The 22,306-nt window shown below is 62.6% G+C and carries 20 protein-coding genes; 9 read left to right on the top strand and 11 right to left on the bottom strand.

Annotation, left to right across the window (positions count from 1 at the left end; genetic code table 11):
- Positions 1-33 precede the first annotated feature (33 nt).
- Positions 34-633 carry a hypothetical protein gene (locus ACQKPZ_RS04750; protein WP_427535843.1) on the top strand — a complete coding sequence of 200 codons (600 nt, stop codon included), beginning with the start codon at positions 34-36 and terminating at the stop codon, positions 631-633.
- 41 nt (positions 634-674) lie between these two features.
- Here the strand turns inward: ACQKPZ_RS04750 and ACQKPZ_RS04745 are convergent, their stop codons facing one another.
- The gene (locus ACQKPZ_RS04745) at positions 675-1,553 is read right to left on the bottom strand and encodes a DMT family transporter (protein ID WP_427535842.1); all 879 of its coding nucleotides are present in this window, start codon (positions 1,551-1,553) and stop codon (positions 675-677) included.
- A gap of 247 nt (positions 1,554-1,800) precedes the next feature.
- On the opposite strand from ACQKPZ_RS04745, the gene ACQKPZ_RS04740 reads away from it, so the two are divergent.
- Positions 1,801-2,625, top strand: coding sequence for an aldo/keto reductase (locus ACQKPZ_RS04740; protein WP_427535841.1), 825 nt, complete (start codon positions 1,801-1,803; stop codon positions 2,623-2,625).
- Between the two features lie 154 nt (positions 2,626-2,779).
- On the opposite strand, the gene ACQKPZ_RS04735 is transcribed toward ACQKPZ_RS04740, so the two are convergent.
- The 5 genes from ACQKPZ_RS04735 to ACQKPZ_RS04715 form a co-directional block, all read right to left on the bottom strand.
- On the bottom strand, positions 2,780-4,876 hold the full coding sequence (locus ACQKPZ_RS04735) for a putative bifunctional diguanylate cyclase/phosphodiesterase (RefSeq protein WP_427535840.1): 2,097 nt from the start codon (positions 4,874-4,876) through the stop codon (positions 2,780-2,782).
- Positions 4,877-5,037: 161 nt separating this feature from the next.
- The gene (locus ACQKPZ_RS04730) at positions 5,038-5,532 is read right to left on the bottom strand and encodes a GNAT family N-acetyltransferase (protein WP_427535839.1); all 495 of its coding nucleotides are present in this window, start codon (positions 5,530-5,532) and stop codon (positions 5,038-5,040) included.
- Between the two features lie 115 nt (positions 5,533-5,647).
- Positions 5,648-6,583 carry a catechol 1,2-dioxygenase gene (gene catA / locus ACQKPZ_RS04725; protein WP_427535838.1) on the bottom strand — a complete coding sequence of 312 codons (936 nt, stop codon included), beginning with the start codon at positions 6,581-6,583 and terminating at the stop codon, positions 5,648-5,650.
- A gap of 43 nt (positions 6,584-6,626) precedes the next feature.
- Positions 6,627-6,917, bottom strand: coding sequence for a muconolactone Delta-isomerase (catC, locus tag ACQKPZ_RS04720; RefSeq protein ID WP_403196763.1), 291 nt, complete (start codon positions 6,915-6,917; stop codon positions 6,627-6,629).
- Between the two features lie 21 nt (positions 6,918-6,938).
- On the bottom strand, positions 6,939-8,060 hold the full coding sequence (locus ACQKPZ_RS04715) for a muconate cycloisomerase family protein (RefSeq protein ID WP_060497110.1): 1,122 nt from the start codon (positions 8,058-8,060) through the stop codon (positions 6,939-6,941).
- 135 nt (positions 8,061-8,195) lie between these two features.
- Between ACQKPZ_RS04715 and ACQKPZ_RS04710 the strand changes: the two genes are divergently transcribed.
- The 3 genes from ACQKPZ_RS04710 (at position 8,196) to ACQKPZ_RS04700 (ending at position 11,259) form a co-directional block, all read left to right on the top strand.
- Positions 8,196-9,068, top strand: a complete 873-nt coding sequence (locus ACQKPZ_RS04710) for a LysR family transcriptional regulator (protein ID WP_427535837.1) — start codon at positions 8,196-8,198, stop codon at positions 9,066-9,068.
- Positions 9,069-9,189: 121 nt separating this feature from the next.
- Positions 9,190-9,957 (top strand): SDR family NAD(P)-dependent oxidoreductase, encoded by a 768-nt coding sequence (locus tag ACQKPZ_RS04705; RefSeq protein ID WP_427535836.1) that lies wholly within the window; start codon positions 9,190-9,192, stop codon positions 9,955-9,957.
- Positions 9,958-9,987: 30 nt separating this feature from the next.
- Positions 9,988-11,259, top strand: a complete 1,272-nt coding sequence (locus ACQKPZ_RS04700) for a D-arabinono-1,4-lactone oxidase (protein WP_427535835.1) — start codon at positions 9,988-9,990, stop codon at positions 11,257-11,259.
- 159 nt (positions 11,260-11,418) lie between these two features.
- Here the strand turns inward: ACQKPZ_RS04700 and ACQKPZ_RS04695 are convergent, their stop codons facing one another.
- The 4 genes from ACQKPZ_RS04695 to ACQKPZ_RS04680 form a co-directional block, all read right to left on the bottom strand.
- Positions 11,419-12,216, bottom strand: a complete 798-nt coding sequence (locus ACQKPZ_RS04695; RefSeq protein ID WP_427535834.1) for a helix-turn-helix domain-containing protein — start codon at positions 12,214-12,216, stop codon at positions 11,419-11,421.
- Positions 12,217-12,332: 116 nt separating this feature from the next.
- Positions 12,333-13,565 carry an ethanolamine utilization protein EutH gene (eutH, locus tag ACQKPZ_RS04690; protein WP_427535833.1) on the bottom strand — a complete coding sequence of 411 codons (1,233 nt, stop codon included), beginning with the start codon at positions 13,563-13,565 and terminating at the stop codon, positions 12,333-12,335.
- A gap of 273 nt (positions 13,566-13,838) precedes the next feature.
- A complete protein-coding gene (locus ACQKPZ_RS04685; protein ID WP_427535832.1) occupies positions 13,839-15,245 on the bottom strand; it encodes an amino acid permease in 1,407 nt (468 codons plus the stop codon).
- Between the two features lie 87 nt (positions 15,246-15,332).
- Positions 15,333-16,364, bottom strand: coding sequence for a histone deacetylase family protein (locus tag ACQKPZ_RS04680; RefSeq protein ID WP_427535831.1), 1,032 nt, complete (start codon positions 16,362-16,364; stop codon positions 15,333-15,335).
- A gap of 123 nt (positions 16,365-16,487) precedes the next feature.
- Here ACQKPZ_RS04680 and ACQKPZ_RS04675 point away from each other — a divergent pair, with 123 nt between their 5' ends.
- Entirely contained in the window at positions 16,488-16,970 is a 483-nt protein-coding gene (locus tag ACQKPZ_RS04675; protein WP_427535830.1) for an Lrp/AsnC family transcriptional regulator, read from the top strand.
- Between the two features lie 161 nt (positions 16,971-17,131).
- Here the strand turns inward: ACQKPZ_RS04675 and ACQKPZ_RS04670 are convergent, their stop codons facing one another.
- Positions 17,132-18,040, bottom strand: a complete 909-nt coding sequence (locus ACQKPZ_RS04670; protein ID WP_427535829.1) for a LysR substrate-binding domain-containing protein — start codon at positions 18,038-18,040, stop codon at positions 17,132-17,134.
- Between the two features lie 98 nt (positions 18,041-18,138).
- On the opposite strand from ACQKPZ_RS04670, the gene ACQKPZ_RS04665 reads away from it, so the two are divergent.
- The 3 genes from ACQKPZ_RS04665 (at position 18,139) to ACQKPZ_RS04655 (ending at position 22,264) form a co-directional block, all read left to right on the top strand.
- On the top strand, positions 18,139-19,230 hold the full coding sequence (locus tag ACQKPZ_RS04665) for a tartrate dehydrogenase (RefSeq protein WP_427535828.1): 1,092 nt from the start codon (positions 18,139-18,141) through the stop codon (positions 19,228-19,230).
- 193 nt (positions 19,231-19,423) lie between these two features.
- Positions 19,424-21,022, top strand: coding sequence for a BCCT family transporter (locus ACQKPZ_RS04660; protein WP_427535827.1), 1,599 nt, complete (start codon positions 19,424-19,426; stop codon positions 21,020-21,022).
- A 120-nt stretch (positions 21,023-21,142) separates the two neighbouring features.
- Positions 21,143-22,264 (top strand): aromatic ring-hydroxylating oxygenase subunit alpha, encoded by a 1,122-nt coding sequence (locus tag ACQKPZ_RS04655; protein ID WP_427535826.1) that lies wholly within the window; start codon positions 21,143-21,145, stop codon positions 22,262-22,264.
- Positions 22,265-22,306 lie beyond the last annotated feature (42 nt).

The raw sequence follows: 22,306 nt of genomic DNA, 5'->3' as shown, positions 1-22,306 counted from the left end.
GCAGGCATTCACTGAATCGACGAGGGACCACCCATGAAATCCGGCATGATCGCTGCCCTGCTCGCCTTGCTGGCCGCCCTCGGCGGTTGTGCCAACCCGGCCGCTACCGACACCCGCCAGCCCTACGGGCACTTCTATCCGGCCACGGCCATCTCCAGCGTTGCCCTGGCCCCCGGCCAGCGGGTGGCGGTTTTGCTGGGGCGCGATGCCGAAGCGACCCTTGCCTACCTCGGCAACCACCGCGCCCAGGCTAACGCACCCACAGCAGGCCAGCGCATCCCGGTGGCAACCCTGAACAGTGAAAGCCAAGCCTATGACTGGCTGGCACGGTCGCTGGCGCAGCAGTTCGCTGAAGTCACTTTTTATGACGACCTGGATACGCTGCTGGGCGACCACCCGGATGTGATCGTGCTACTAGACACTGAAAGCCGGTTGGCCAGCGCGGGCATCGAGAGCCAGGTAGTGGCACGGTTTTTCGATGACCAACTGACCTATATCGGCCGTGCCGAAGGGCGGGCAAGCAAGCGCCTGGGCGATATGGCGCGGGTGATGGAGGATGAGCGGGCGGTGCAGGCGGATGCACTGCGAGACTTTGATGATTCGTTGCAGGCCTTGATGAAGGACCGCGTCTGAAGGCCTGCGCAAATCCTTGTAGGAACGGCCTGTACAGGCTTCTACTTGCGCCGCTGCATCCACGCCGCCCCCAGCCCGCTGAGGCAGATCACCGAAATACCCACCAGGCTGAGGGTATCCGGCACCTGGCTGTAGATCACCCACCCGAGCAACCCGGCAAACACGATCTGGCAATAGCTGAATGGCGCCAGTAACGCCGGCGCCGCATGGCGGAAGGCCTGGGTCAGCAGCAGGTGCGCCGTCATGCCAAAGCCCCCCAGCGCCAGCATCAACAACGCATGGTCCCAGCGCGGTACCTCCCAGAAGAACGGCACCAGCGCACTCATCGCCAGCGTGTTGCACAACCCCGCATAGAAGTTGCTGGTGGTCGGGCTGTCATGGGCCGCCAGAATGCGCGTGAGCAGTTGATAAAAGCAGAAACCCAGTGCCGAACCAAACGGGTACAGAATGGCCGGGGTAAACATCGCCCCGCCCGGGTGCACCACCACCAGCACACCAATGAAGCCCAGCACCACCGCCACCCACTGCCCCACCGTCACCCGCTCTTTCAGCAGCGGCGCCGACAGCGCGGTGACCAGCACAGGGGCCAGGAAGTTGACCGCCGTCGCCTCGGCCAACGGCAGATACTGAAGGCCGGTGGTGAACAGCAAGCTGGTGCTCAGCAGGCTCAGGGCCCGCAAGGTTTGCAGCAGCGGCCGGCGGGTGCGCAAGACGTTGAGGCCAGACTTGGGCAGGAAAATGCCGGCCATCAGCAGCGTATGCACTACATAGCGCGCCCACACCACCATGACAATCGGGTAAATGCCACCAAGGAATTTCGACAACGCATCGTGGCTGGCGAACAGGAACGTCGCCACCACCACCAGCGCGATACCGCGCAAGGGTTGATTGACGCCGGACAGCGGTGTGCTGGAACTCATGGCTCTCTCGATGACGGCACGGCAGCAGCCAGCGCCCAGGGAAGGCCGCGCAGGCATGGCCTGGCGGATGCAACAGCTCGAATTCTAGAAGAGATGCCGCAGGATAAGGAAGTTCATTTGCCACTTGCCCATGCCGGCTGCAATTACTGTTCGCTGATCGACCACTTTGTGCTTTGAGCGCATGGCCCGTGCCTCGCTGATCGCCGACCATCGGCGGCGAACCCTGCACACCCTACAAGGAATTTACATGCAAAGGCTCACCACCCGTAACGGTCTGGACCTGCCTGCAATCGGCTTGGGCACCTGGCCAATGACTGGCAGTGAATGCACCCAGGCCGTGCACCAGGCGCTGGAAGTCGGTTACCGGCACATCGACACCGCCACCGCCTACGAAAATGAAGCGGCGGTTGGCCAGGCCCTGCGCGACAGCGACGTACCACGCGAGCAGATCCACCTCACCACCAAGGTGTGGTGGGACCGCCTGGAGCCCAAGGCCATGCGCCAGTCGCTGGAAGACAGCCTGCGCGCCCTGGGCACCGAACAGGTCGACCTGTTCCACATCCACTGGCCCGGCAAGGACTGGGACATGGCGCGCAGTATCGACACCCTGGTAGCACTGCGTGACGAAGGCAAGGCACGCCACATCGGCGTGGCCAACTTCCCGCTGGGGTTGCTGCGCCAGGTGGTGGAAACCCTGGGCGCGCCGTTGTCGGCCATTCAGGTGGAATACCACGTGCTGCTCGGCCAGCAACCGCTGCTGGACTACGCCCGCCGCCATGACTTGTTGCTCACCGCCTATACCCCGCTGGCGCGTGGCCAGGCGGCAGCGCAGCCGGTGATACAGGCGATTGCCCGCAAACATGGCGTGCTGCCGAGCCAGGTGGCATTGAAGTGGTTGCTGGAACAGGACGGTGTAGCAGCGATACCCAAGGCCAGCAGCCGCGAGAACCAGTTGGCCAACCTGGCCGCGCTTCAGGTGCAGCTGGATGATGAAGACCGCGCGGCAATTGCCGGCTTGCCGAAGGACCAGCGGGTGGTGAGCCCGGCGTTTGCGCCGGACTGGAATAGCTGACCTTCAAGGCTTGCGCGGCACCTGTAGGAGCGGCCTTGTGTCGCGATGGGGCGCAAAGCGGCCCCGGCAATATCTGCGGCGAAGCTGAAAATATGGGGGCGCTGCGCGCCCCATCGCGACACAAGGCCGCTCCTACACGAGACCGCGCAAGGAATTAGCCTGGTGTTATCACCTGCTTCAAGCGCTCGCTCGCCGGCGCCGGCCGCCCATACAGATAGCCCTGGAAGTGCGAACACCCCTCCGCTGCCAGCCGGCGCATCTGCTCTTCCGATTCCACCCCTTCGGCCGTGGTCTTGATCATCAGGCTGTTGGACAGGTCGGTAATGGCGCGGATGATGGACATCGCCTCGCGGCTGTCACACATGTCATGCACGAATGACTTGTCGATCTTGATCCGGTCGAACGGGAACGACCGCAGGTAACCCAGCGATGAATACCCCGTGCCGAAATCGTCCAGCGAGATGGACACACCCAGGTCCTTCAGCGCACGCAAGGTGCGCACGTTTTCTTCGCTGTTGCCCAGCAGCACCGATTCGGTGATTTCCAGTTCCAGCCGCTGCGCCGGCAGGCCCGAATCGGCTAGCGCCAGGGCCACCGTATGCACCAGGTTGGCATTCTTGAACTGCACCGCCGACAGGTTGACCGACACCGTCTGGTCGCTGTCCCAGCTGGCCGCCTCCTGGCAGGCCAGGTTCAGCGCCCGGGTGCCCAGTTCGTGGATAAGCCCGGTTTCTTCTGCAATGGGGATGAAGTCCATGGGCATGACCATGCCACGGGTCGGGTGCTCCCAGCGCAGCAGCGCTTCGTACCCGGTCACGCTGCTGGTTTGCTGGTCGACCACTGGCTGGTAGTGCAACTGCAGCTGGCCCAGGTGCAGCGCGGTACGCAAGTCGGTCTCCACCAGGCGGCGTTGGCGGGCGGCGACATCCAGCTCGACGTCAAAGCACTCGAAGCGGTTGCGGCCATTACGCTTGGCCTCGTACAGCGCCATGTCGGCATAACCGAGCAACTGCTCGGCCTGGTCGTTGTCATCCGGGGCGATGGCGATACCGATGCTCACCCCTACCGTGAACTGATGGCCCTCGATCTGGAATGGCGGGCAAATGGCATTGATCAGCCGCTGCGCGGTGTTGCACGCCGCATCCCGCCCGTCCAGCCCCGTCAGCACCACGGCAAACTCGTCACCGCCCAGGCGGGCCAGGGTGTCGTGCTCACGCAGCTCGCGACGCAGGCGCTTGCCCAACTCGCGCAGCAGCTTGTCGCCAAAGGCATGGCCCAGTGAGTCGTTGATGTTCTTGAAGTTGTCCAGGTCCAGGCACAAGGCGGCGGTCAACTTGGCGTTTTCGTCGCCACGCACAAGCGCCTGACGCAGCCGTTCGTTGAACAGCGTTCGGTTGGGCAGCCCGGTGAGCGCGTCATGGTGTGCCATGTGGTGGATCTGCGCGTGGGCGGCCAGCTCTTCGGTGGCATCTTCAGCCACGAACAGCACATAGTCGGCCTGGCCCTCGCGGTTCTGGCAAAGCAGGGTACGGCTGCGCAGGGTGCGCGGCCCGCGAGCGGTGTCAACGCAGGTTTCGGCAGCATGGCCCTTGCTGCTGCGGGCACCACGCGCCAATTGCTGCTCCAGGTAGTCGGCCGCCGCCGGGCTCAGGCACTCGCCCGGCAACTGGCCGATCATGCTGCGCCCCGGCCCGCCGAACAGGCGCTCGGCCTGCTGGTTGGCCAACAGGATGCGCTGGCTTTCCAGGTCCTGGACGATGACGCTGGCGGGGATGTTGGCAATGACCGAATCAAGGAACTGCGACAGGTTGGCCATTTCCTGGCTGTACTGCTCGGCCAGTTCCTTGGCCTGCAGCAGTTCCTGCTCCTGCCGATGGCGCTCGGAAATGTCGCGGGTGACCTTGGCGAACCCCACCAGTTGGCCAGCATCGTCGTACACCGCATCGATCACCACATGGGCGTGGAAGGCCGAGCCATCCTTGCGCAAGCGCGAGCCGATCTCTTCGAAGCGCCCGGTGCTGCGCGCCTGCTCCAGGTTGAATGTGGGCAAGCCGGCGGCACGCTCGGCCTCGGAATAGAACAACGAGTAATGCTGGCCGACGATTTCCTCGGCATGGTAGCCCTTGGCACGCTGGGCGCCAGGGTTCCAGTTGGCGACGATACCTTCGGGAGTGAGCATGTAAATGGCATAGTCCACCACACTCTGAATCAACAGCCGGTACATGATGTCGGGGCTTGCGACTAGCGACATGAACTTTACCTGAACCTTCGAGGGGCGTGAAAAGGGCTCCGGCACGACGAGGCCGGGTAATGAACTCGATTAGTGGCATTATGCCTTCGATGAATTTTTTGTGAAGTGCCTCACAAAAATGCCGTCATCCCCTCAAGGAACGAGCCAGAGCTGGCCTGCCCTCAATGACGGGCACCTGCGACCAGGAAGTTGAGCAAATCCGGCTCATCAGGCAGGGCAATGGCCTGCGCCGGGCGCGACAGGTTTGCCAATACGGCGCTGCAGAACGCCACGGCGGGCGGGTCCTGTGAATAGCAGCGCAGCAACCAGTCGCCCTCGCCGCCCAGCAACTGCAACGCTACCGCCTGGCCAATGCCCTGGCGGCGGTATTTTTTAAGAATGAACAGGTCGGCCAGTTCCAGCGCGTCGATGCCCGGCAGCTCACTGCGCTCGACCAGCACGAAACCAGCGATGAAGCCATCCGCCAGCACCAGGTAGGCGCCCCAGCCGTCATCCTGCCAGTAACGTTGCAGGTGCTCGTCGTGGACATAGAAGCGGCCGTCCACTTCCACGTCTTCCTGCTCCCAGTCGGAGGATTCGTAGGAATAGAACTGGTAAAGGTTGCGAATCAGCGGGGCCTGGTCGGCGGTAGTCGGTAACAGTGCGATCGGGTGCATGGTGCGGGCTCGGGGAAAAAGCCGATTCTAGATGACAAGCGGCTGACAGCAAAAAGCCCAGGCCCTCCCCGCACGGAAAGGCCCAGGCCAAAACACTGTGAATCCTGGCGCGAACTCAGCCTGCCTGCAACGCGCGCGGACGGTGGCTGCGCGCTTCGGCCGCCGGCGCTGCTGCTGCCTGCAGGTGGAAGTCAAATGCAAGCTCCGCAAAACGCACGCCTTCTACGCCACGGTCACGCGCCGCCGCTTCATCCTCGACAAAGCGCAACTCGCCAATCAGCCCGTCCCGGGTGGCATAGGCAAAGTCGTCCCACAGGTACTTGTCACCCTCGAAGTTGATCTGCGTGGTCAGGTGGCGATGCCCGGGGGCAGAGATGAAGAAGTGCACGTGCGCCGGGCGCTGGCCATGGCGGCCGAGCAGGTCCAGGCACTCCTGGGTGGGGCCCTGTGGGTCGCAGCCATACCCCGATGGCACGATGGAGCGCGCACGGTAGCGGCCCTCGGCATCGGTAATGATGCGGCGGCGCAAGTTGTATTCCGACTGGGTCGAGTCGAAGTACGAATAGGTACCCTGAGTGTTGGCGTGCCAGAGGTCAACGGTGGCACCGGCCAGCGGCTTGCCTTCGCCATCGAACACCTGGCCCTGAAGGAACATCACCACGCCCGGGTCGGTGCCGTCGTCAATGCGCGCTTCACCTTGTGCCAACGGAGCACCAGCGACGTACAGCGGGCCTTCGATGGTACGCGGGGTACCGCCACCCAGGCCGGCTTCGGCGTCCTTGGCGTCTTGCAGCAGGTCGAGGAAGTGCTCGATACCCAGGCCTGCGGCCAGCAGGCCAGCCTCGTTACGGCCGCCCAGGCGGTTGAGGTAATCAATGGCGTGCCAGAATTCGTCTTCGCTGATTTCCAGGTCTTCCACCAAGCGCGCAGTGTCCTGCAGTACACGCAGGATGATCTGCTTGAAGCGCGGGTTGCCTTCGGCATGGTCCAGGCCAGCCACCTTCTTGAAGAACGCTTGAACATCGGCAGTGTGGGAAATTTTCACGGTCATCTTGCTTACCTCATATTGTTCTTGTCGGGTAGTCGTGTGCGAATCAGCGGTCGTCGCTGTGGATCGACGAAGGGTGCCGGCACAGGCCGTTCACCTCGATATCCATGTACGGGAACAGCGGCAGTTGCATCAGGGTATCGTGCAATGCCTCGACGCTGGGCACATCAAACACGCTGTAGTTGGCGTAGTGGCCGGCAATGCGCCACAGGTGGCGCCAGGTGCCCTCGCGCTGCAGGCGCTGAGCCAGTTCCTTTTCATCGGCCTTGAGCCTGGCAGCCTTGGTCGGGTCCATGTCGACCGGCAGTTTCACGGTCATCTTCACGTGGAACAGCATGATTATCTCCTTGCTTGCTGATCAGCGACGGGCGAAGCGCGCCAGGCGCTGTTCGTCCAGTGTCAGGCCCAGGCCTGGGGTACGGGGAATATGCAGCTGGAAGTCGCGGTACTGCGGCGGCTCGTTGACGATTTCTTCGGTCAGTAGCAGCGGGCCGAACAGCTCGGTGCCCCAGGTGAGTTGGCGCAACGTAAGGAAGGCATGGGCCGAGGCCAACGTGCCAATCGAGCCTTCAAGCATGGTGCCACCGTACAGGGCGATACCGGCGGCTTCGGCGATTTGTGCGGTGCGCAGCACGGCGCGCGGGCCGCCGTTCTTGGCAATTTTAAGGGCAAAGATGCTGGCCGCACCGTCGGCGGCCAGGCTGAAGGCGTCCTCGACGCTTTCGATCGACTCGTCGGCCATGATCGGTGCCGGGCTGCGCTGGTTCAGGCGCACCTGGCCACCCCGGTTGATGCGCGAAATCGGTTGTTCGATCAGGTCGATGCCGTTGTCGCCCAGTACCTGGCAGGCGCGAATGGCCTGGGACTCGTCCCAATACTGGTTGACGTCGACGCGCACGCTGGCGCTGTCGCCCAGCTCGCGCTTGATTGCCACCACGTGCTTGAGGTCCTGCTCCACCGGGTTGGCGCCGATCTTCAGCTTGAACACCCGGTGACGACGGATTTCCAGCATGTGCTGGGCTTCGGCGATGTCACGCGCGGTGTCGCCACTGGCCAGGGTCCAGGCCACTTCCAGGCTGTCGCGCACACGGCCGCCCAGCAGCTCGCTGACCGGCAGGCCCAGGCGCTTGCCCTGGGCGTCGAGCAAGGCGCTTTCAATACCCGATTTGGCAAAGGTATTGCCCTTGGCCAGCTTGTCCAGCTTGAGCATGGCAGCGTTGATGTTGTCCGCCGCCAGGCCGATCAGCGCAGGCGCCAGGTGCGCGTCGATATTGGCCTTGATGCCCTCGGGGCTTTCATAGCCATAGGCCAGGCCACCGATGGTGGTGGCCTCGCCGATGCCTTCTACACCATCGCTGCAGCGCACGCGCAATACCACCAGGGTCTGCTGCTGCATGGTGTGCATCGCCAGCTTGTGCGGGCGAATGGTCGGCAGGTCGACGATAATTGCTTCTATGCGTTCAATCAGCGCGCTTGTCATTGTTGCCAGGTCCCGTCAGGTCGGGCTGCCAGTTGCAGGCCCGAATGGTGCATTTACTTGATTGTTCGAAGATTGCGCGAGACTCTGATAAGCGTCCAATATCAAATGAATCTCCCACCATACCCTGGAGGTCTTGTGGAGCTGCGCCACCTGCGTTACTTCAAGGTCCTGGCCGAAACCCTGAATTTCACCCGTGCCGCCGAGTTGCTGCACATTGCACAGCCACCGCTGAGCCGGCAGATCAGCCAGCTGGAGGACCAGCTCGGCACCCTGCTGGTAGTGCGCGAACGCCCGCTGCGGCTGACCGAGGCCGGGCGGTTCTTTTACGAGCAGACCTGCACCGTGCTGCAGCAGTTGCAGCACATCAGCGACAATACCCGCCGCATCGGCCAGGGCCAGCGCCAGTGGCTGGGCATCGGCTTTGCCCCCTCGACCTTGTACAACGTGCTGCCAGAGCTGATCCGCGAACTGCGTCAGGACAGCGAACTGGAGCTTGGCTTGAGCGAGATGACCACGCTGCAGCAGGTGGAAGCGTTGAAAAGCGGGCGCATCGACATCGCTTTCGGGCGCATCCGCATCGATGACTCAGCGATTCACCAGCAGGTACTGCGCGAAGACCCGCTGGTGGCCGTGCTGCCCAAGGGCCACCCGCTGGCGGGCAGCCCGCTCAGCCTTGCCCAGCTGGCAGGCGAGGCATTCATTCTCTACCCGGCCAACCCCCGGCCCAGTTATGCCGACCACGTGCTGGCGCTGTTCGCCCAGCAAGGCATGAGCATCCAGGTCAGCCAGTGGGCCAACGAACTGCAGACGGCCATCGGCCTGGTGGCGGTTGGCGTGGGGGTGACCCTGGTGCCGGCGTCGGTGCAGCAGCAGCACCGTACCGATATCGAGTATGTCGGCTTGCTGGATAGCGGCGCGGTCAGCCCGATCATCCTCAGCCGCCGCAAGGGTGACATGAGCCCGGTCGTACAGCGCTGCCTGGCACTGATCGAACAGCAAAACCAGTAGCCCAGCGCCCGTATACCCATCGGTATATGGATGTTCCCGTTGATCTGTTTCATGCTCCGCCACGCGAATCGCGAAACGCCCGGGCTGCAAACAATCCAATAAAAGACATCGGGAGTCGAACATGGCGGGACGTCTCAATGGCAAGGTAGCGCTGATTACTGGCGGCGCGGGTGGCTGCGGGCTGGCCGCGTCGCAGCTGTTCGCAGCAGAAGGGGCACGGGTCGGCATTGTCGACCTGCCTGGCAGCAAGGGTGCCGAGGTGGCCCGGGAACTGCGCGATAAAGGCCACGAGGTCATTTTTGCAGCGGCCGATGTGTCAGACGCACAGCAAGTAAAGGCCGCGGTGGCGGCCGTAGAGGAAGCCTTCGGGCACATTACCGTGCTGATGAACCACGCCGGCATCCTGGCAGCCCTGCCCTTCCTGGACACCAGCGAAGAAGAGTGGGACCGGGTCATGGCGGTGAACGTGAAGAGTATGTTCCTGGTCACCCGCGCCGTACTGCCCGGCATGCTGGCAGCCGGTGGCGGCAGCATCGTCTGCACCTCGTCCATCTCGGCCGTGGTGGGTACACCGATGGAAGTGCTGTATTGCACCAGCAAGGGCGCCACGCACATGTTCGCCCGGGCCATTGCCGTGGAATTCCGCGACCGGGGCATCCGCGCCAACGCCATTTGCCCGGGTTTTATCGCCACCGCCCACGGCCTGCGCGAGATCGACATGCTGCGCAAGCATGGCGTGGACGTGAGTGAAGCGGCCATCGCTGCTGCCCAAGGGCGCTTGTGCGAGCCCTCGGAAGTTGCCAGCGCCGCCTTGTTCCTGGCCAGTGACGACGCCAGCTTCGTCAACGGCGCACACCTGTTTGCCGACAACGGCTACACGGCCATCTGACTAAAAGAACAACAAGCAGGAGCGATCTACGTGACCACCTCTTCCAACAACATGCACATCAACGAATTCGGCCTGGACCACGCGCACTGGCGCAACTGGGCCGGCAACCAGTCCTGCATTCGCGCAGCACGCGGGGCACCGGCCAGCGAAGACGAACTGTGCTCGATGGTAAACCAGGCCAGCAGCAATGGCATGAACGTGCGCGTGGCCGGTTCCGGGCACTCTTTTACCCCGGTGGCGCTCACCAACGGCCTGCACCTTACCCTGGCCAACATGAGTGGCGTGCGCCATATCGACCATGAGAAAAAGCGCGTCACCGCCGCCGCCGGCACCACCATCAATGCCTTCGGCAAGGCCTTGCGTGCGGCCGGTTTATCGATGGTCAACCAGGGCGACATCGACAGCCAGTCGATTGCCGGTGCCCTGACCACCGGAACCCACGGCACCGGCCTGACCTTGGGCAACCTGGCCTCGTCGATTGTCGGCATGAAGCTGGTGCAGCCCAATGGCGAAATCCTGGTGGTGGACGAAAGCACCCCCGACCTGTTGCAGGCCGGCCGAGTGTCGCTGGGTGTACTGGGCATCGTTTCCGAACTGACCTTGCAGGTGACGGACAGCTTCAACCTGCACGAGCGCATCTGGCGGGAAGACTTCGAAAGCGTGATGGAAAAGCACGACGAACTGGCGCGCAAGCACCGCCACTTCAGCTTCTTCTGGTGCCCCTACGAGCAGAGCCGCCATTGCTACTGCCTGCCCGATACCGCCGCCACCTCCACCAGCGGGCGCACCACCGATGTGTGCGAAGTGAAGGTCATGGACATCACCGACCGCCCGGCCTGGGAAAGCGAATTCGAGAAGGTGGCGTACAGCTCGGATGTGTACCCGATCGAGTACCTGCCCAACTTCCACGAACTGGAATACGCAGTGCCGGTGCGCCACAGCAAGGAAGCGCTGCGCGCAGTGCGCAAGCTGATGCTGGAAGACTTCCCCGAGGCGATCTACCCCATCGAATACCGCTTCACTGCCGGTGACGGGGCGTGGATGAGCCCGTTCTTCGAGCAGGACAGCGTGACCATTTCAGTGTCTGGCCAACCGGGGACCGATTACTGGGACTACCTGCGGGCGGTGGATCAGATATTGCGTTCTTATGGCGCCAGGCCGCACTGGGGCAAGTTGCACTTCCTGACGGGAGAGGATGTGAGTGCGATTTACCCGCGGGCCGAGGACTTCCGCAAGCTGCGCCGGCAGCTGGATCCGCAGGGGATCTACCTCAGCGAGCACCTGAGTCCGTTGTTCAAATAACCTGCCAGGCGCCGCAGTATTTGTAGGAGCGGCCTTGTGTCGCGATCGGGTCGCGAAGCGACCCCAGGGTTTCAGCATCACGGCAACAATCGAGGGGCCGCTTAGCGGCCCGATCGCGACACAAGGCCGCTCCTGCAAAAGCGCAGCATCACCGCCAATCTATGCTTTGGCCAGGTAATCGATAAACAGGCGAAACAACTCGGCGTTGGTGGAAATTTCCAGGCGCTGGTAGATGTTGTGCTTGTGCACCTTCACCGTCCCGTCGGAAATATTCAGCTGCCGTGCAATCGACGCATTGCTGTGCCCCTGCAACAGCAACTTGGCGATCAGGCGCTGGGTCTCGGTCAACTGCCCTTGCAGGATCTCGACGAACGCATCCTCCAGCACCGCCCCCTCCGGCGCCGTGCGCAGGCAATCGGCATGGCGCAACCGGCAATGCTGGCCGAACACCGAAGCCAGCAACGGCGCCATGCCCGCCAGCAGGTCCATTTGCGCCGCACTGAAATCACCACTGCTGTGTTTACGCATCAGCGAATAAACGATCGCCACCTGCGGCTGCAAGGGGATGATGAAGCCCACCTCCTCCACCGCCGTGCCGTAGTCGGACGACACGCAGGGGTGGATGTCCCTGGAAATGGCAAAGCCTGAAGAAAAGAAGCAGTCCGGTGCCAGTTCGCTCATGCGCCATAGCCCGGCCGGGTGTTCGTTGACGCAGGCAACGTAAAAAGGATCAAGCAGGTACCCGCCCCGCACGTAGGCATTCAGGGTGCGCTCGGTTACCGAATGGTTGTAGCCGTTGTGCAGCAGCAACGCCGGCTGGTTGAAGCGGAACAGGTAAGCGCAACTCATCTCGAACGCCAGCTTGCTGCGCAGCAACGCATCCAGCGCCGGCCCCAACTGCTCGCTGCCGATCGCCTCGATCACCGCCGCCAGCCCATTTGCCTCATCTCTTGTCATTGTTCACCACGCTCTCGTGCTGGTATGGCTTGTGCGACCTTACCGGCTTGATTGGCAAAAAACACAAAATCCGGGGCGCCCTGGACGCTCCGGATCATGTGCATGACGTTTTTGGCTCAGGACGGTTCGGGCACTGCCTTGAAGGCGCCAGCGGCGTCATCCTGGCGCCCCATTTCCTGCGCCTTGGGCACCGCCAGCCAACTGGCCAGCAGCATGGCGATCAGGCCACCACTGAGCTTGCCGATCATCAGCGGCAGGATCAGCGAGGGCTGGAAGTTGGCCGAGAAGGCCATGTGGTCGCCAAAGGTGAAGGCGGCGCACACCGAGAAGGCAATCACCAGCACCTTGTCCTTGGGCGGCATTTCGCTAACCAGCCTGAACATGGCCAGGATATTCGCCGAGGCCGCCAGCACGCCGGCAGCGCCCACGCCGGACATGCCAAACCGCGAGGCCACCCGCTCGATGGGCCGCGCCAGGAAGCGCTTGAGCAAGTGCACCATGGGGAACGCTCCGCACAGCATCAGCCCGATGTAGCCGGCAATTTCCAGGGCGCGGAACTGGTCATCGGCATCGGCAATGATCGGCGCGAAGCCCCAACTGCCGAACAGGTGGCTGAACAGGCCGGTGAAGTACTGCACGATCGACGCCACCAGTACCAGCACCACGGCGATGTACATGAACTGGCCGAGCTTGAGGAACAGGTACACCATCAGCGTGGGGAAGTAGCGCAACGCCGCCGCCAGGGCAATGCAGAACAGGATCAGCGGCATCAGGTTGCGCAGCAACATCGCCCAGGTGAAGTTCAGTGCCTGGGTAGCCGCGCCAGTGGTGGCGATGTCGGGGCGCACGTTCAGGCCCAGGGCCTGCATGGCCATGGCGATGATCATGATGCTGACCGGGATGGTCAGCAGCCCGGCCATGATCCCCAGGGCCATGTACTTGTGGTCGACCTTGCGCAACATGGCCAGCCCCACCGGGATGACGAAGATGATCGTGGCGCCGCATTGAAAGCCGGTGATCAGGCCGAGGATCCAGCCTTCGGGGCTTTGCGCCAGGGCCTTGGCCAGCTGGTAGCCGCCCATGTCCGAAGCGATGAAGATGGGGCCGGCGATGCCTGGGTCGGCGCCGATGGCCTGGAACAGCGGAGCAATCACGTGGCTGATGCCCGCAGAGATATACGGGATTGCCGCCATGATGCCGGCCACAGGGATGAAGATGGGGCCGATGCTGTGCAGGCCGGCGATGAACTCCTGGCCCAGTTCGCCTTCGGGGTTGTAGATGGATGCCACGGCACCCAGTACCGCGCACACCATGATGACGTAGATGACATAGGTACCGATGCTTTCCATTTGCCGCCTCATTTTTAGAGTTGTGGGGTTGGCAGGACTGAAAGGTCACGGGGGCATCGTTGTTGTTATGGCGTGTGCAAGGCGCGCCCCGTCGAGGGGTTAAGCTATGCGGCCAGGTGATGGGCTGTCCATATACCGGGAGGTATATAAGGTTGTCAGCCTGACACAGCTCCTGTGGGAGCGGGCATGCCCGCGAAGCAGGCGACTCGGTACATGGCACCGGCTGCGCCGGTGTTCGCGGGCGTGCCCGCTCCCACAAGGTATGTGATCGGCTCAGGAGTGTGCTTTAGTGCGGCGGCGGTAGGCCAGCAGCAGGAACACGAACCACAACGGCATCACGCACAGCGCCAACCGGGTATCCGGTTGCAGCGCCAGCAGCACCAGCACAAAGCCGAGGAAGCCCAAGGTGGTGACGGCCATCGGCACCCCGCCCGGCAACTTGAATGCCGAGGCATCGTGAGCAGCCGGGTTGCGCTTGCGGTAGGCAAGGTACGCTGCAAGGATCATCGACCAGGTGAAGATCACCAGGATCGCCGACACCGTCGAGATCAGCGTGAATACCGTCATCACCTCGGGAATGATGAACAGCAGACTCAGGCCGACCACCATGCATACCCCGGAAAACAGCAGGCTGTACACCGGCACGCTGAGTGCCGAAAGCCTGGCAAAAAGCGCCGGTGCATTGCGCCGCTCAGCCAGGCCGAACAGCATCCGGCAACCCGAATAAACGCCACTGTTGGCAGAAGATGCAGCCGACGTCAGCACCACGAAGTTGATCATGCCGGCCGCTGCCGGAAAGCCCGCCAGCAAGAACAGTTCGACAAAGGGGCTGCGGTTGGCCGGCACCTCGGCCCAAGACACCACGCTGATGATGCACACCAGCGCCAGGATGTAGAACAGCAGGATGCGCAGCGGGATGGTATTGATTGCCTTGGGCAGCGAGCGATGCGGGTTTTTCGCTTCTGCTGCGGTGGTGCCGATCAGCTCGGTACCGGCAAACGAGAACACGGCAATCTGGAACCCGGCAAAGAAGCCACTGATGCCATGGGGCAGCACCGCACCCGGCGCGACCACGTGGGCCAGCGAGGCAACCACGCCATTGGGCGAGGTATAGGACGTGGCGATCATCACCGCCGCCGTAATGATCAACATCACGATGGCCACGATCTTGATGATGCCGAACCAGAACTCCACTTCACCAAATATCCGCACCGCCAGCATGTTCAGCCCCAACAGCACGAACAGGGTGAAGAACGCCGGCACCCAGGCTGGCGTGTGCGGGTACCAGTACTGGAAGAACCCGGCCACCACGACCACGTCGCCGACCACCGCCACGCTCCAGCTCAGCCAGTACGACCAGCTCAGCACATAACCTGCACGCGGGCCCAGGTAGTGGGCGACGATGTCGGCAAACGACTTGAAGCGCAGGTCTGACAACAACAGCTCGCCCATGGCGCGCATGACGATGAACACGAAGAACCCGAGGATGGCGTACACCAGCAGGATCGAGGTGCCGGACAGCGCGATCACCTTGCCCGAGCCCATGAACAGGCCCGTGCCGATGGCGCCGCCAATGGAAATCAGCTGGATGTGGCGGTTTTCCAGTGTGCGTTGCAGGTGCCCGTCACGGGCGGGCGTTATCGGTTTGCCTTGTTCAAGGCTTGCGGGCATGTCTTGCATGGCGACCTCTTGTTATTGTTGGTCTGTCACGTGTTGCAGCGCGGTGGCAAGGCCCGCTACAGGCCCCGCCACCGCGGGTTGCGCGGGTCAGCGCGCACTTTCGAAGCCTTGCAGCGTGTTCACCGCATTGATGCCGATTTCATCGACCATGTAGCCACCTTCCATCACGAACAGGGTCGGGATGCCGGCGCTGGCGATCTCGGCGCCCATGCGCAGGAAGTCTTCGCTGGTGAGCTTGAAGTGGCTGATCGGGTCATCCTCGAAGGTGTCCACGCCAAGCGACACCACCAGGAACTCGGGCTTGTGCGCGACAATGCGCTTGAGCGCGTCCTGCAAGGCCAGCTGGTACTCGCCCCAGCGTGTGCCCTTGCCCATCGGGTAGTTGGCGTTGAAGCCCTCGCCCGCGCCTGCGCCCTGCTCGTGGGCAAAGCCGGAAAAGTACGGGTAGGACACGTGAGGGTCGCCATGCAGCGAGGCGAAGAACACATCGGGCCGGTCGTAGAAGATGTTCTGCGTGCCGTTGCCGTGATGGAAGTCCACATCCAGCACGGCCACGCGCCTGGCGCCCTGGCTCAGGCAGCGCTCGGCAGCGATGGCGGCGTTGTTCAGGTAGCAATAGCCGCCCATGTATTCGCGGGCGGCATGGTGCCCCGGCGGGCGGCACAGGGCGAAGGCACTGTTGGCGCCGTCGATGATGCGCTGCATGCCGGTGAGGGCAACGTTGGCGCTGCTGCGCACGGCCTCCCAGGTGCCAGACGTGATCGGCGCACCGGCGTCCATGGCGTAGAAACCCAGCTTGCCGTCGATGAAGCCGGGTTCCCGGTCCATGGCCAGGTCGCGCACTGGCCACACCAGTGGCAGTGCATCGTGAGTCTTGCCGGTGGCGGCCCATTGCGACCAGGCGTTTTCCAGGAAAGTGACATAGCGCTCACTGTGCGCCGCCACGTAGCAGGCACGGTCGAAGGCCTGCTCGGCGATGACATCGCCCAGGCCGGTGCTGTGTACACGGGCCAGCACGGTGTCGGCGCGCCGGGGGTTTTCGAACGATGGCGTGATAGCGCCATCCTTGAGTTCCGAGCCATGGTGCAAGCGGTGGTTGTTGCTAAAGACTGTCAGCACGCGAATGTCCTTTTTCAAGGGGTTACCGAATAACCAATTTTCGCGAGAGAACGGTGAAAATGCTTTGCTTTATGCTCGATCAAACCGGAAACTTGAGCAAAACAATCACAGGATTGGCCACCCATGAGCAAAGCTTTTGCTATCGAAGACCTCGACGACACCGACCGCGAACTGCTGCGCCTTTTGCAGGAGGACGGCACCCTGTCGAGCGCTGCGCTGGGCGAGCGCCTGTCGATGACCGTGACGCCATGCTGGCGCAGGCGCAAACGGCTGGAAGAGCTGGGCATCATCAAGGACTACCAGGCCAACCTCGACCGCCGCAAGCTGGGGTACGACGTGATGGCGTTTGCCCAGGTGCGCTTTGGCAACCACTCGGCCGAGGCGCCGGATGAGTTCGAGCAGGTGATCCTGAAGCTGCCGCAGGTGCTGTCCTGCCACAAGGTGACCGGTGAGGCTGACTATGTGCTGACGGTGCTGGCGACTGACCTGGAGAGCTATGGGCGGTTTGTCGAAGAGGTGTTGCGCAGGCAACCGGGGATTGCCTCGATCCAGTCGAGCCTGGCGCTGCGCGAGGTGAAGGCGGTTTCGCGGATACCCGTATCCTGAAACGTTGCACGGTCTGCTTCGTGTAGGAGCGGCCTTGTGTCGCGATGGGCTGCGAAGCAGCCCCGGCAATAGATGCAATAACGCTGAAATCCTGGGGCTGCTTCGCAGCCCATCGCGACACAAGGCCGCCCCTACAAAGGCACCCATCAGAGCCAGGTTTACTACGGCAAGCTGTAACGCTCAGCAAAGTACTGCCGGAAAAAGTCCACCGCCACCCGCACCTTGGCCGAACTGGCCAGCGGCGAGGTGTACACCGCCCAGATATCCGCCGGCTGGTGATAGGCCTCCAGCACCTGCACCAGGCGCCCGTCTTGCAGGCTGTCGTGCACATCCCACCACGAACGCAGCAAAATCCCGCGCCCGTCCAGGCACCATTGGTGCGCCACTTCGCCATGGTTGGTCGACAGGCCACCGGTCACCCGCACACTCTCTTCACCGTCCGGGCCCATCAGTTGCCACACACCAAACGGGTGGTCGCGCTCCTTGATCACCAGGCAATCATGGCTGGCCAGGTCACCCAGCACCTTGGGCGTGCCGCGTCGGGCCAGATACGCCGGCGCCGCGCACAACACACGGCGGTTGCGCGCCAGCGGCTTGGCGATCAGGTTGGGGGCGATGGCGTTGCCCACGCGAATGTCCAGGTCCACGCCCTCGGCAATCAGGTCCACCAGGCGGTCGTGCACATCCAGGCGAATGTCCAGCCGCGGGTAGCGCTCCGCCAGCTCGGACAACGCCGGCGCCACGAAGCGCCGCCCCAGCCCCAGGCTGCTGGCGATGCGCAGCTGGCCGGCAGGTTCCCGGTGCTGGGCGCTGATGTCATCGCCCATGCGCTGCACCGCATCGAAAATCTGCAATGCCCACTGGTACACCCGCTCGCCCTCCTCGCTCACCGTCACCCGCCGGGTGGTGCGGTGCAGCAAGCGCACCTCGAGGGTTTGCTCCAGCATGCGAATGCGCTTGCTGATGTACGCCGCCGACATGCCCAACTCGTCGGCCACGGCCGCGAAGCTGGCGCGCTTGGCCACTTGCAGGAAGATATTGAGGTCGTCGAGGTTGGGCAGATTATTCACGTAGCGTGTTCCAAGAATCCATGATTGGCCAGATTATCTCCAGGCCAAGCCCTTATAGCATGGCCAGCACCTGTTCCCTAGACAACGAGTGCACCCCCATGAGCAAGACGTTCAGAATCGCGGCAATCCCAGGCGACGGCATTGGCAACGAAGTGCTGCCAGAAGGCATTCGCGTGGTCGAGGCCGCTGCGCGCAAGCATGGCCTGGACATCAGCTTCGAGTTCTTCGAGTGGGCCAGCTGCGATTACTACCTGGCCCACGGCAAGATGATGCCGGACGACTGGTTCGAACAGCTCAAGGGCTTTGACGCCCTGTACTTCGGTGCCGTGGGCTGGCCAGACAAGGTGCCGGACCACATCTCGCTGTGGGGTTCGCTGCTGAAGTTCCGCCGCGATTTCGACCAGTACGTGAACATTCGTCCGGTGCGCCTGTTCCCTGGCGTGCCGTGCCCGCTGGCTGGCCGTGAACCCGGCGACATCGACTTCGTGGTCATCCGCGAAAACACCGAGGGCGAGTACTCGTCGTTGGGCGGGCGCATGTTCGAAGGCACAGAGAACGAATTCGTGCTGCAGGAATCGGTGTTCACCCGCCGTGGCGTCGACCGCATTCTCAAGTACGCCTTCGAAGTGGCCCAGACCCGCAAGCGCAAGCACGTCACCTCGGCCACCAAGTCCAACGGCATGGCCGTGAGCATGCCGTACTGGGACGAGCGCACCGCAGCCATGGCTGCCAATTATCCGGAAATCAGCTGGGACAAGCAGCATATTGATATCCTCTGCGCCCGCTTCGTGCTGCAGCCAGACCGCTTCGACGTGGTTGTAGCCTCGAACCTGTTCGGCGACATCCTGTCCGACCTCGGCCCGGCCTGCGCCGGCACCATCGGCATTGCGCCATCGGCCAACCTCAACCCCGAGCGCAAGTTCCCGTCGCTGTTCGAACCGGTACACGGCTCGGCGCCAGACATCTACGGCAAGAACATCGCCAACCCGATCGCGATGATCTGGTCGGGTGCGCTGATGCTCGACTTCCTCGGCAACGACGGCGCCGACCCACGTTACCGCGCCGCCCACGACGACATCCTCAAGGCCATCGAGCAGGTCATCGCCACCGGCGAGGTGACCCGCGACATGGGCGGGCAGCAGTCCACCCAGCAGGTGGGCCAGGCCATCACTGCGTTGGTCGAAGCCTGATGCACTGGGGCCGATTGTCAGGACTGTCTGACAATCGGCCCCTTGCCTCTTGCGAGCGGCGTGGATTGTATGCAAAATCTGTTAACCGTTAGATTCTAGTCAACTAAAGGTTAACAACCAAGGAAGGAGCAACACCGCAACACCCCGGATGCCTGCCGGGTATAACAAGTACGCCAACGTCCAGGAGACGATGATGTCGCACAAGAATAAAAAGATTGATGTGTTCCTGATTACCGTGAGCCTGATTGCCGTACTGCTCACCGTGATCGGCCTTGCAGCCTTCCCCGCCCAGGCTGAAAGCGCCGCCAACCAGTTGTTCGAACTGTCCACCCGCACCTTCGGTACCAGCGTGCAGGTGCTGGTGTTCGCCAGTACCCTGGCCGTGCTGTACCTGGCCTTCAGCAAGTACGGCAATATCCGCCTGGGCAGTGGCAAGCCGGAATATGCCACCGCCACCTGGGTGTTCATGTTCATCTGCGCCGGCATGGGGTCGTCGACCCTCTACTGGGGTGTGATGGAGTGGGCCTACTACTACCAGACCCCTGGCCTGAACATCGCCGCCGCCACCCCCAAGGCGCTGGAATACAGCGTTGGCTATTCGTTCTTCCACTGGGGTATCAGCGCCTGGTCGATCTACGCCCTGGCTTCGCTGGCCATGGCTTATCACTTCCATGTACGCAAGAAGAGCGGCCTGAACCTGGCCTCGATCGTCGAAGCCGTGACCGGTTTCAAGGCCACCGGCCCGGTAGGCCGCAGCGTCGACCTGATCTTCCTGCTGACCATGATGGGCGCACTGACCGTGTCGCTGGCCCTGACCGCTTCTACCCTGACCCGTGGCCTGCATGACCTGACCGGCACCCCGGACACCTTCACCGTGCAACTGATGGTGATCGGTGGCGTGGCCGTGATGTTCTCGCTCAGCTCGTATATTGGTATCGATGGCGGCCTGCAGCGCCTGAGCAAGATGGTATGCATCGGCGCGCTGGTTTTTGCCGCTGTGGTGCTGTTGATCGGCCCTACCCAGTTCACCATCAACAACACCGCCAACTCGATTGGCCTGATGATGCAGAACTACGTGCACATGAGCCTGTTCACCGACCCGGCCGGCGACGGTGCCTTCACCCGCAACTGGACGGTGTTCTACTGGCTGTGGTGGGTGTCGTACGCACCGGGTGTGGCCATGTTCGTGACCCGCGTTTCACGTGGCCGGCAGATCAAGGAAGTGGTCCTGGCCCTGCTGCTGGGTGGCAGCTTCGGTTGCTGGTTCTTCTTCGGCGCCCTGGAAAGCTACAGCATGCACCAGTTCATCACCGGTGCAGTGGATGTGCCGAAAATGCTCGCCGAACAAGGCGGCGAATCGGCCGTGACACACCTGCTGCTGGCGTTGCCGTGGGGCCAGGTGTTCCTGGGTGTGTACCTGTTCATCATGGCCATCTTCTGCGCTTCGCACATGGATGCCGCCGCCTACGCGGTGGCGGCCACCAGCACCCGCAACCTGCGTGAAGGCGACGACCCCACGCCCACCCACCGCCTGTTCTGGTGCGTGGTGCTGACCCTGGTACCGCTGGCCATGCTGTTCGCCAAGGCCTCGCTGTCGACCATGAAAACGGCCGTGGTGCTGACCGCGATCCCGTTCATGGTGATCCTGCTGGTGAAGATCTATGGCTTCTTCAAGTGGATGATCGCTGACTACGGCCAGGTACCGGCCCACATCATCGAGGAAGAGGCTGCACGCATGGCCGGCGAAGAACCCGCCGAGCATGCACCTCGCAGCGCCGCTGCCGTGCATTGATCAAATCAAACGGGCCGCTTTGCGGCCCCTTCGGAAGACTGCAAATTTTTTTGCCTGATCTGTTAACCAACAGATACGCGTTAACCAACAACTATAAACCGAGCTTGTGAGAGACCTGTCATGAACGACTTCAAACGCCTGCCCGCCGATTTCTGCGCGAATGCCGAAGAGGCCTTCACCATTCCCGCCAACTTCTACACCCAGGCCTCGGTGTTCGAACATGAGAAAGAAGCCATCTTCGCCCGCAGCTGGATCTGCGTGGGCCACCGCAGCGAAGTGGCAGACAACAACGCCTACATCACCCGCGAAGTGATTGGCGAAAGCATCATTGTCGTGCGCGGCCGTGACAGCGTGCTGCGCGCCTTCTACAACGTCTGCCCGCACCGTGGCCACCAGCTGCTCAGCGGCAGCGGCAAGGCCAAGAACGTCATCACCTGCCCGTACCACGCCTGGACTTTCAAGCTCGACGGCGAACTGGCCCACGCCCGCAACTGCGATAACGTGGTCAACTTCGACAAGGAAAACTCCACCCTGGTGCAGCTGCGCGTCGAGGAATACGCCGGTTTCATCTTCATCAACATGGACATGGACGCCGGCTCCGTCGAAGACCAGCTGCCTGGCATGCAGGCACGCATGCGTGAAGCCTGCGCGGTAATCGACGACCTGCACCTGGCGGCCCGCTTCGTCAGCGACACCCCGGCCAACTGGAAGTCGATCGTCGACAACTACCTGGAGTGCTACCACTGCGCCCCTGCCCACCCAGGCTTCTCGGACTCGGTGGACGTTGGCCAGTACAGCCACAGCATGCACGGCAACTGGACCCTGCAATACGGCCTGGCCAAGCCATCGGAGCAGTCGTTCAAGTTCGATGAAAGTGTGAAAGACCCGTCGTTCGCCGGTTTCTGGGCCTGGCCGTGCACCATGTTCAACGTGCCGCCAGGGGCCAACTTCATGACCGTGATCTACGAGTTCCCGGTCGATGCCGAAACCACCCTGCAGCACTACGACATCTACTTCCTCAACAAGGACATCACCGAAGAGCAGCAGAAGCTGATCGACTGGTACCGCGAAGTGTTCCGCCCAGAAGACCTGCGCCTGGTCGAAAGCGTGCAGAAGGGCCTGAAATCCCGTGGCTACCGTGGCCAGGGCCGGATCATGGCCGACCGCGATCGCAGCGGCATGAGCGAGCACGGCATTGCCCACTTCCACAACCTGATCGCCGTGGCCCACCTCGACGATTGATGGCAACCGCTCCACGTTAATTTGCACGTAAAGGTGCGCGGC

Origin of the sequence: Pseudomonas sp. NPDC089547 (assembly GCF_050280665.1) — a bacterium.
In the GTDB taxonomy this organism is placed as follows: Bacteria; Pseudomonadota; Gammaproteobacteria; order Pseudomonadales; family Pseudomonadaceae; genus Aquipseudomonas.
This window is presented reverse-complemented; position numbering and strand designations above follow the sequence as displayed.

Coding starts and splice junctions, on each gene's coding strand:
- catA (WP_427535838.1), bottom strand. CDS start 6,583: ATGACCGTGAAAATTTCCCACACTGCCGATGTTCAAGCGTTCTTCAAG.
- ACQKPZ_RS04740 (WP_427535841.1), top strand. CDS start 1,801: ATGCAAAGGCTCACCACCCGTAACGGTCTGGACCTGCCTGCAATCGGC.
- catC (WP_403196763.1), bottom strand. CDS start 6,917: ATGCTGTTCCACGTGAAGATGACCGTGAAACTGCCGGTCGACATGGAC.
- ACQKPZ_RS04730 (WP_427535839.1), bottom strand. CDS start 5,532: ATGCACCCGATCGCACTGTTACCGACTACCGCCGACCAGGCCCCGCTG.
- ACQKPZ_RS04715 (WP_060497110.1), bottom strand. CDS start 8,060: ATGACAAGCGCGCTGATTGAACGCATAGAAGCAATTATCGTCGACCTG.
- ACQKPZ_RS04745 (WP_427535842.1), bottom strand. CDS start 1,553: ATGAGTTCCAGCACACCGCTGTCCGGCGTCAATCAACCCTTGCGCGGT.
- ACQKPZ_RS04675 (WP_427535830.1), top strand. CDS start 16,488: ATGAGCAAAGCTTTTGCTATCGAAGACCTCGACGACACCGACCGCGAA.
- ACQKPZ_RS04695 (WP_427535834.1), bottom strand. CDS start 12,216: ATGACAAGAGATGAGGCAAATGGGCTGGCGGCGGTGATCGAGGCGATC.
- ACQKPZ_RS04660 (WP_427535827.1), top strand. CDS start 19,424: ATGTCGCACAAGAATAAAAAGATTGATGTGTTCCTGATTACCGTGAGC.
- ACQKPZ_RS04750 (WP_427535843.1), top strand. CDS start 34: ATGAAATCCGGCATGATCGCTGCCCTGCTCGCCTTGCTGGCCGCCCTC.
- eutH (WP_427535833.1), bottom strand. CDS start 13,565: ATGGAAAGCATCGGTACCTATGTCATCTACGTCATCATGGTGTGCGCG.
- ACQKPZ_RS04655 (WP_427535826.1), top strand. CDS start 21,143: ATGAACGACTTCAAACGCCTGCCCGCCGATTTCTGCGCGAATGCCGAA.
- ACQKPZ_RS04665 (WP_427535828.1), top strand. CDS start 18,139: ATGAGCAAGACGTTCAGAATCGCGGCAATCCCAGGCGACGGCATTGGC.
- ACQKPZ_RS04685 (WP_427535832.1), bottom strand. CDS start 15,245: ATGCAAGACATGCCCGCAAGCCTTGAACAAGGCAAACCGATAACGCCC.
- ACQKPZ_RS04705 (WP_427535836.1), top strand. CDS start 9,190: ATGGCGGGACGTCTCAATGGCAAGGTAGCGCTGATTACTGGCGGCGCG.
- ACQKPZ_RS04735 (WP_427535840.1), bottom strand. CDS start 4,876: ATGTCGCTAGTCGCAAGCCCCGACATCATGTACCGGCTGTTGATTCAG.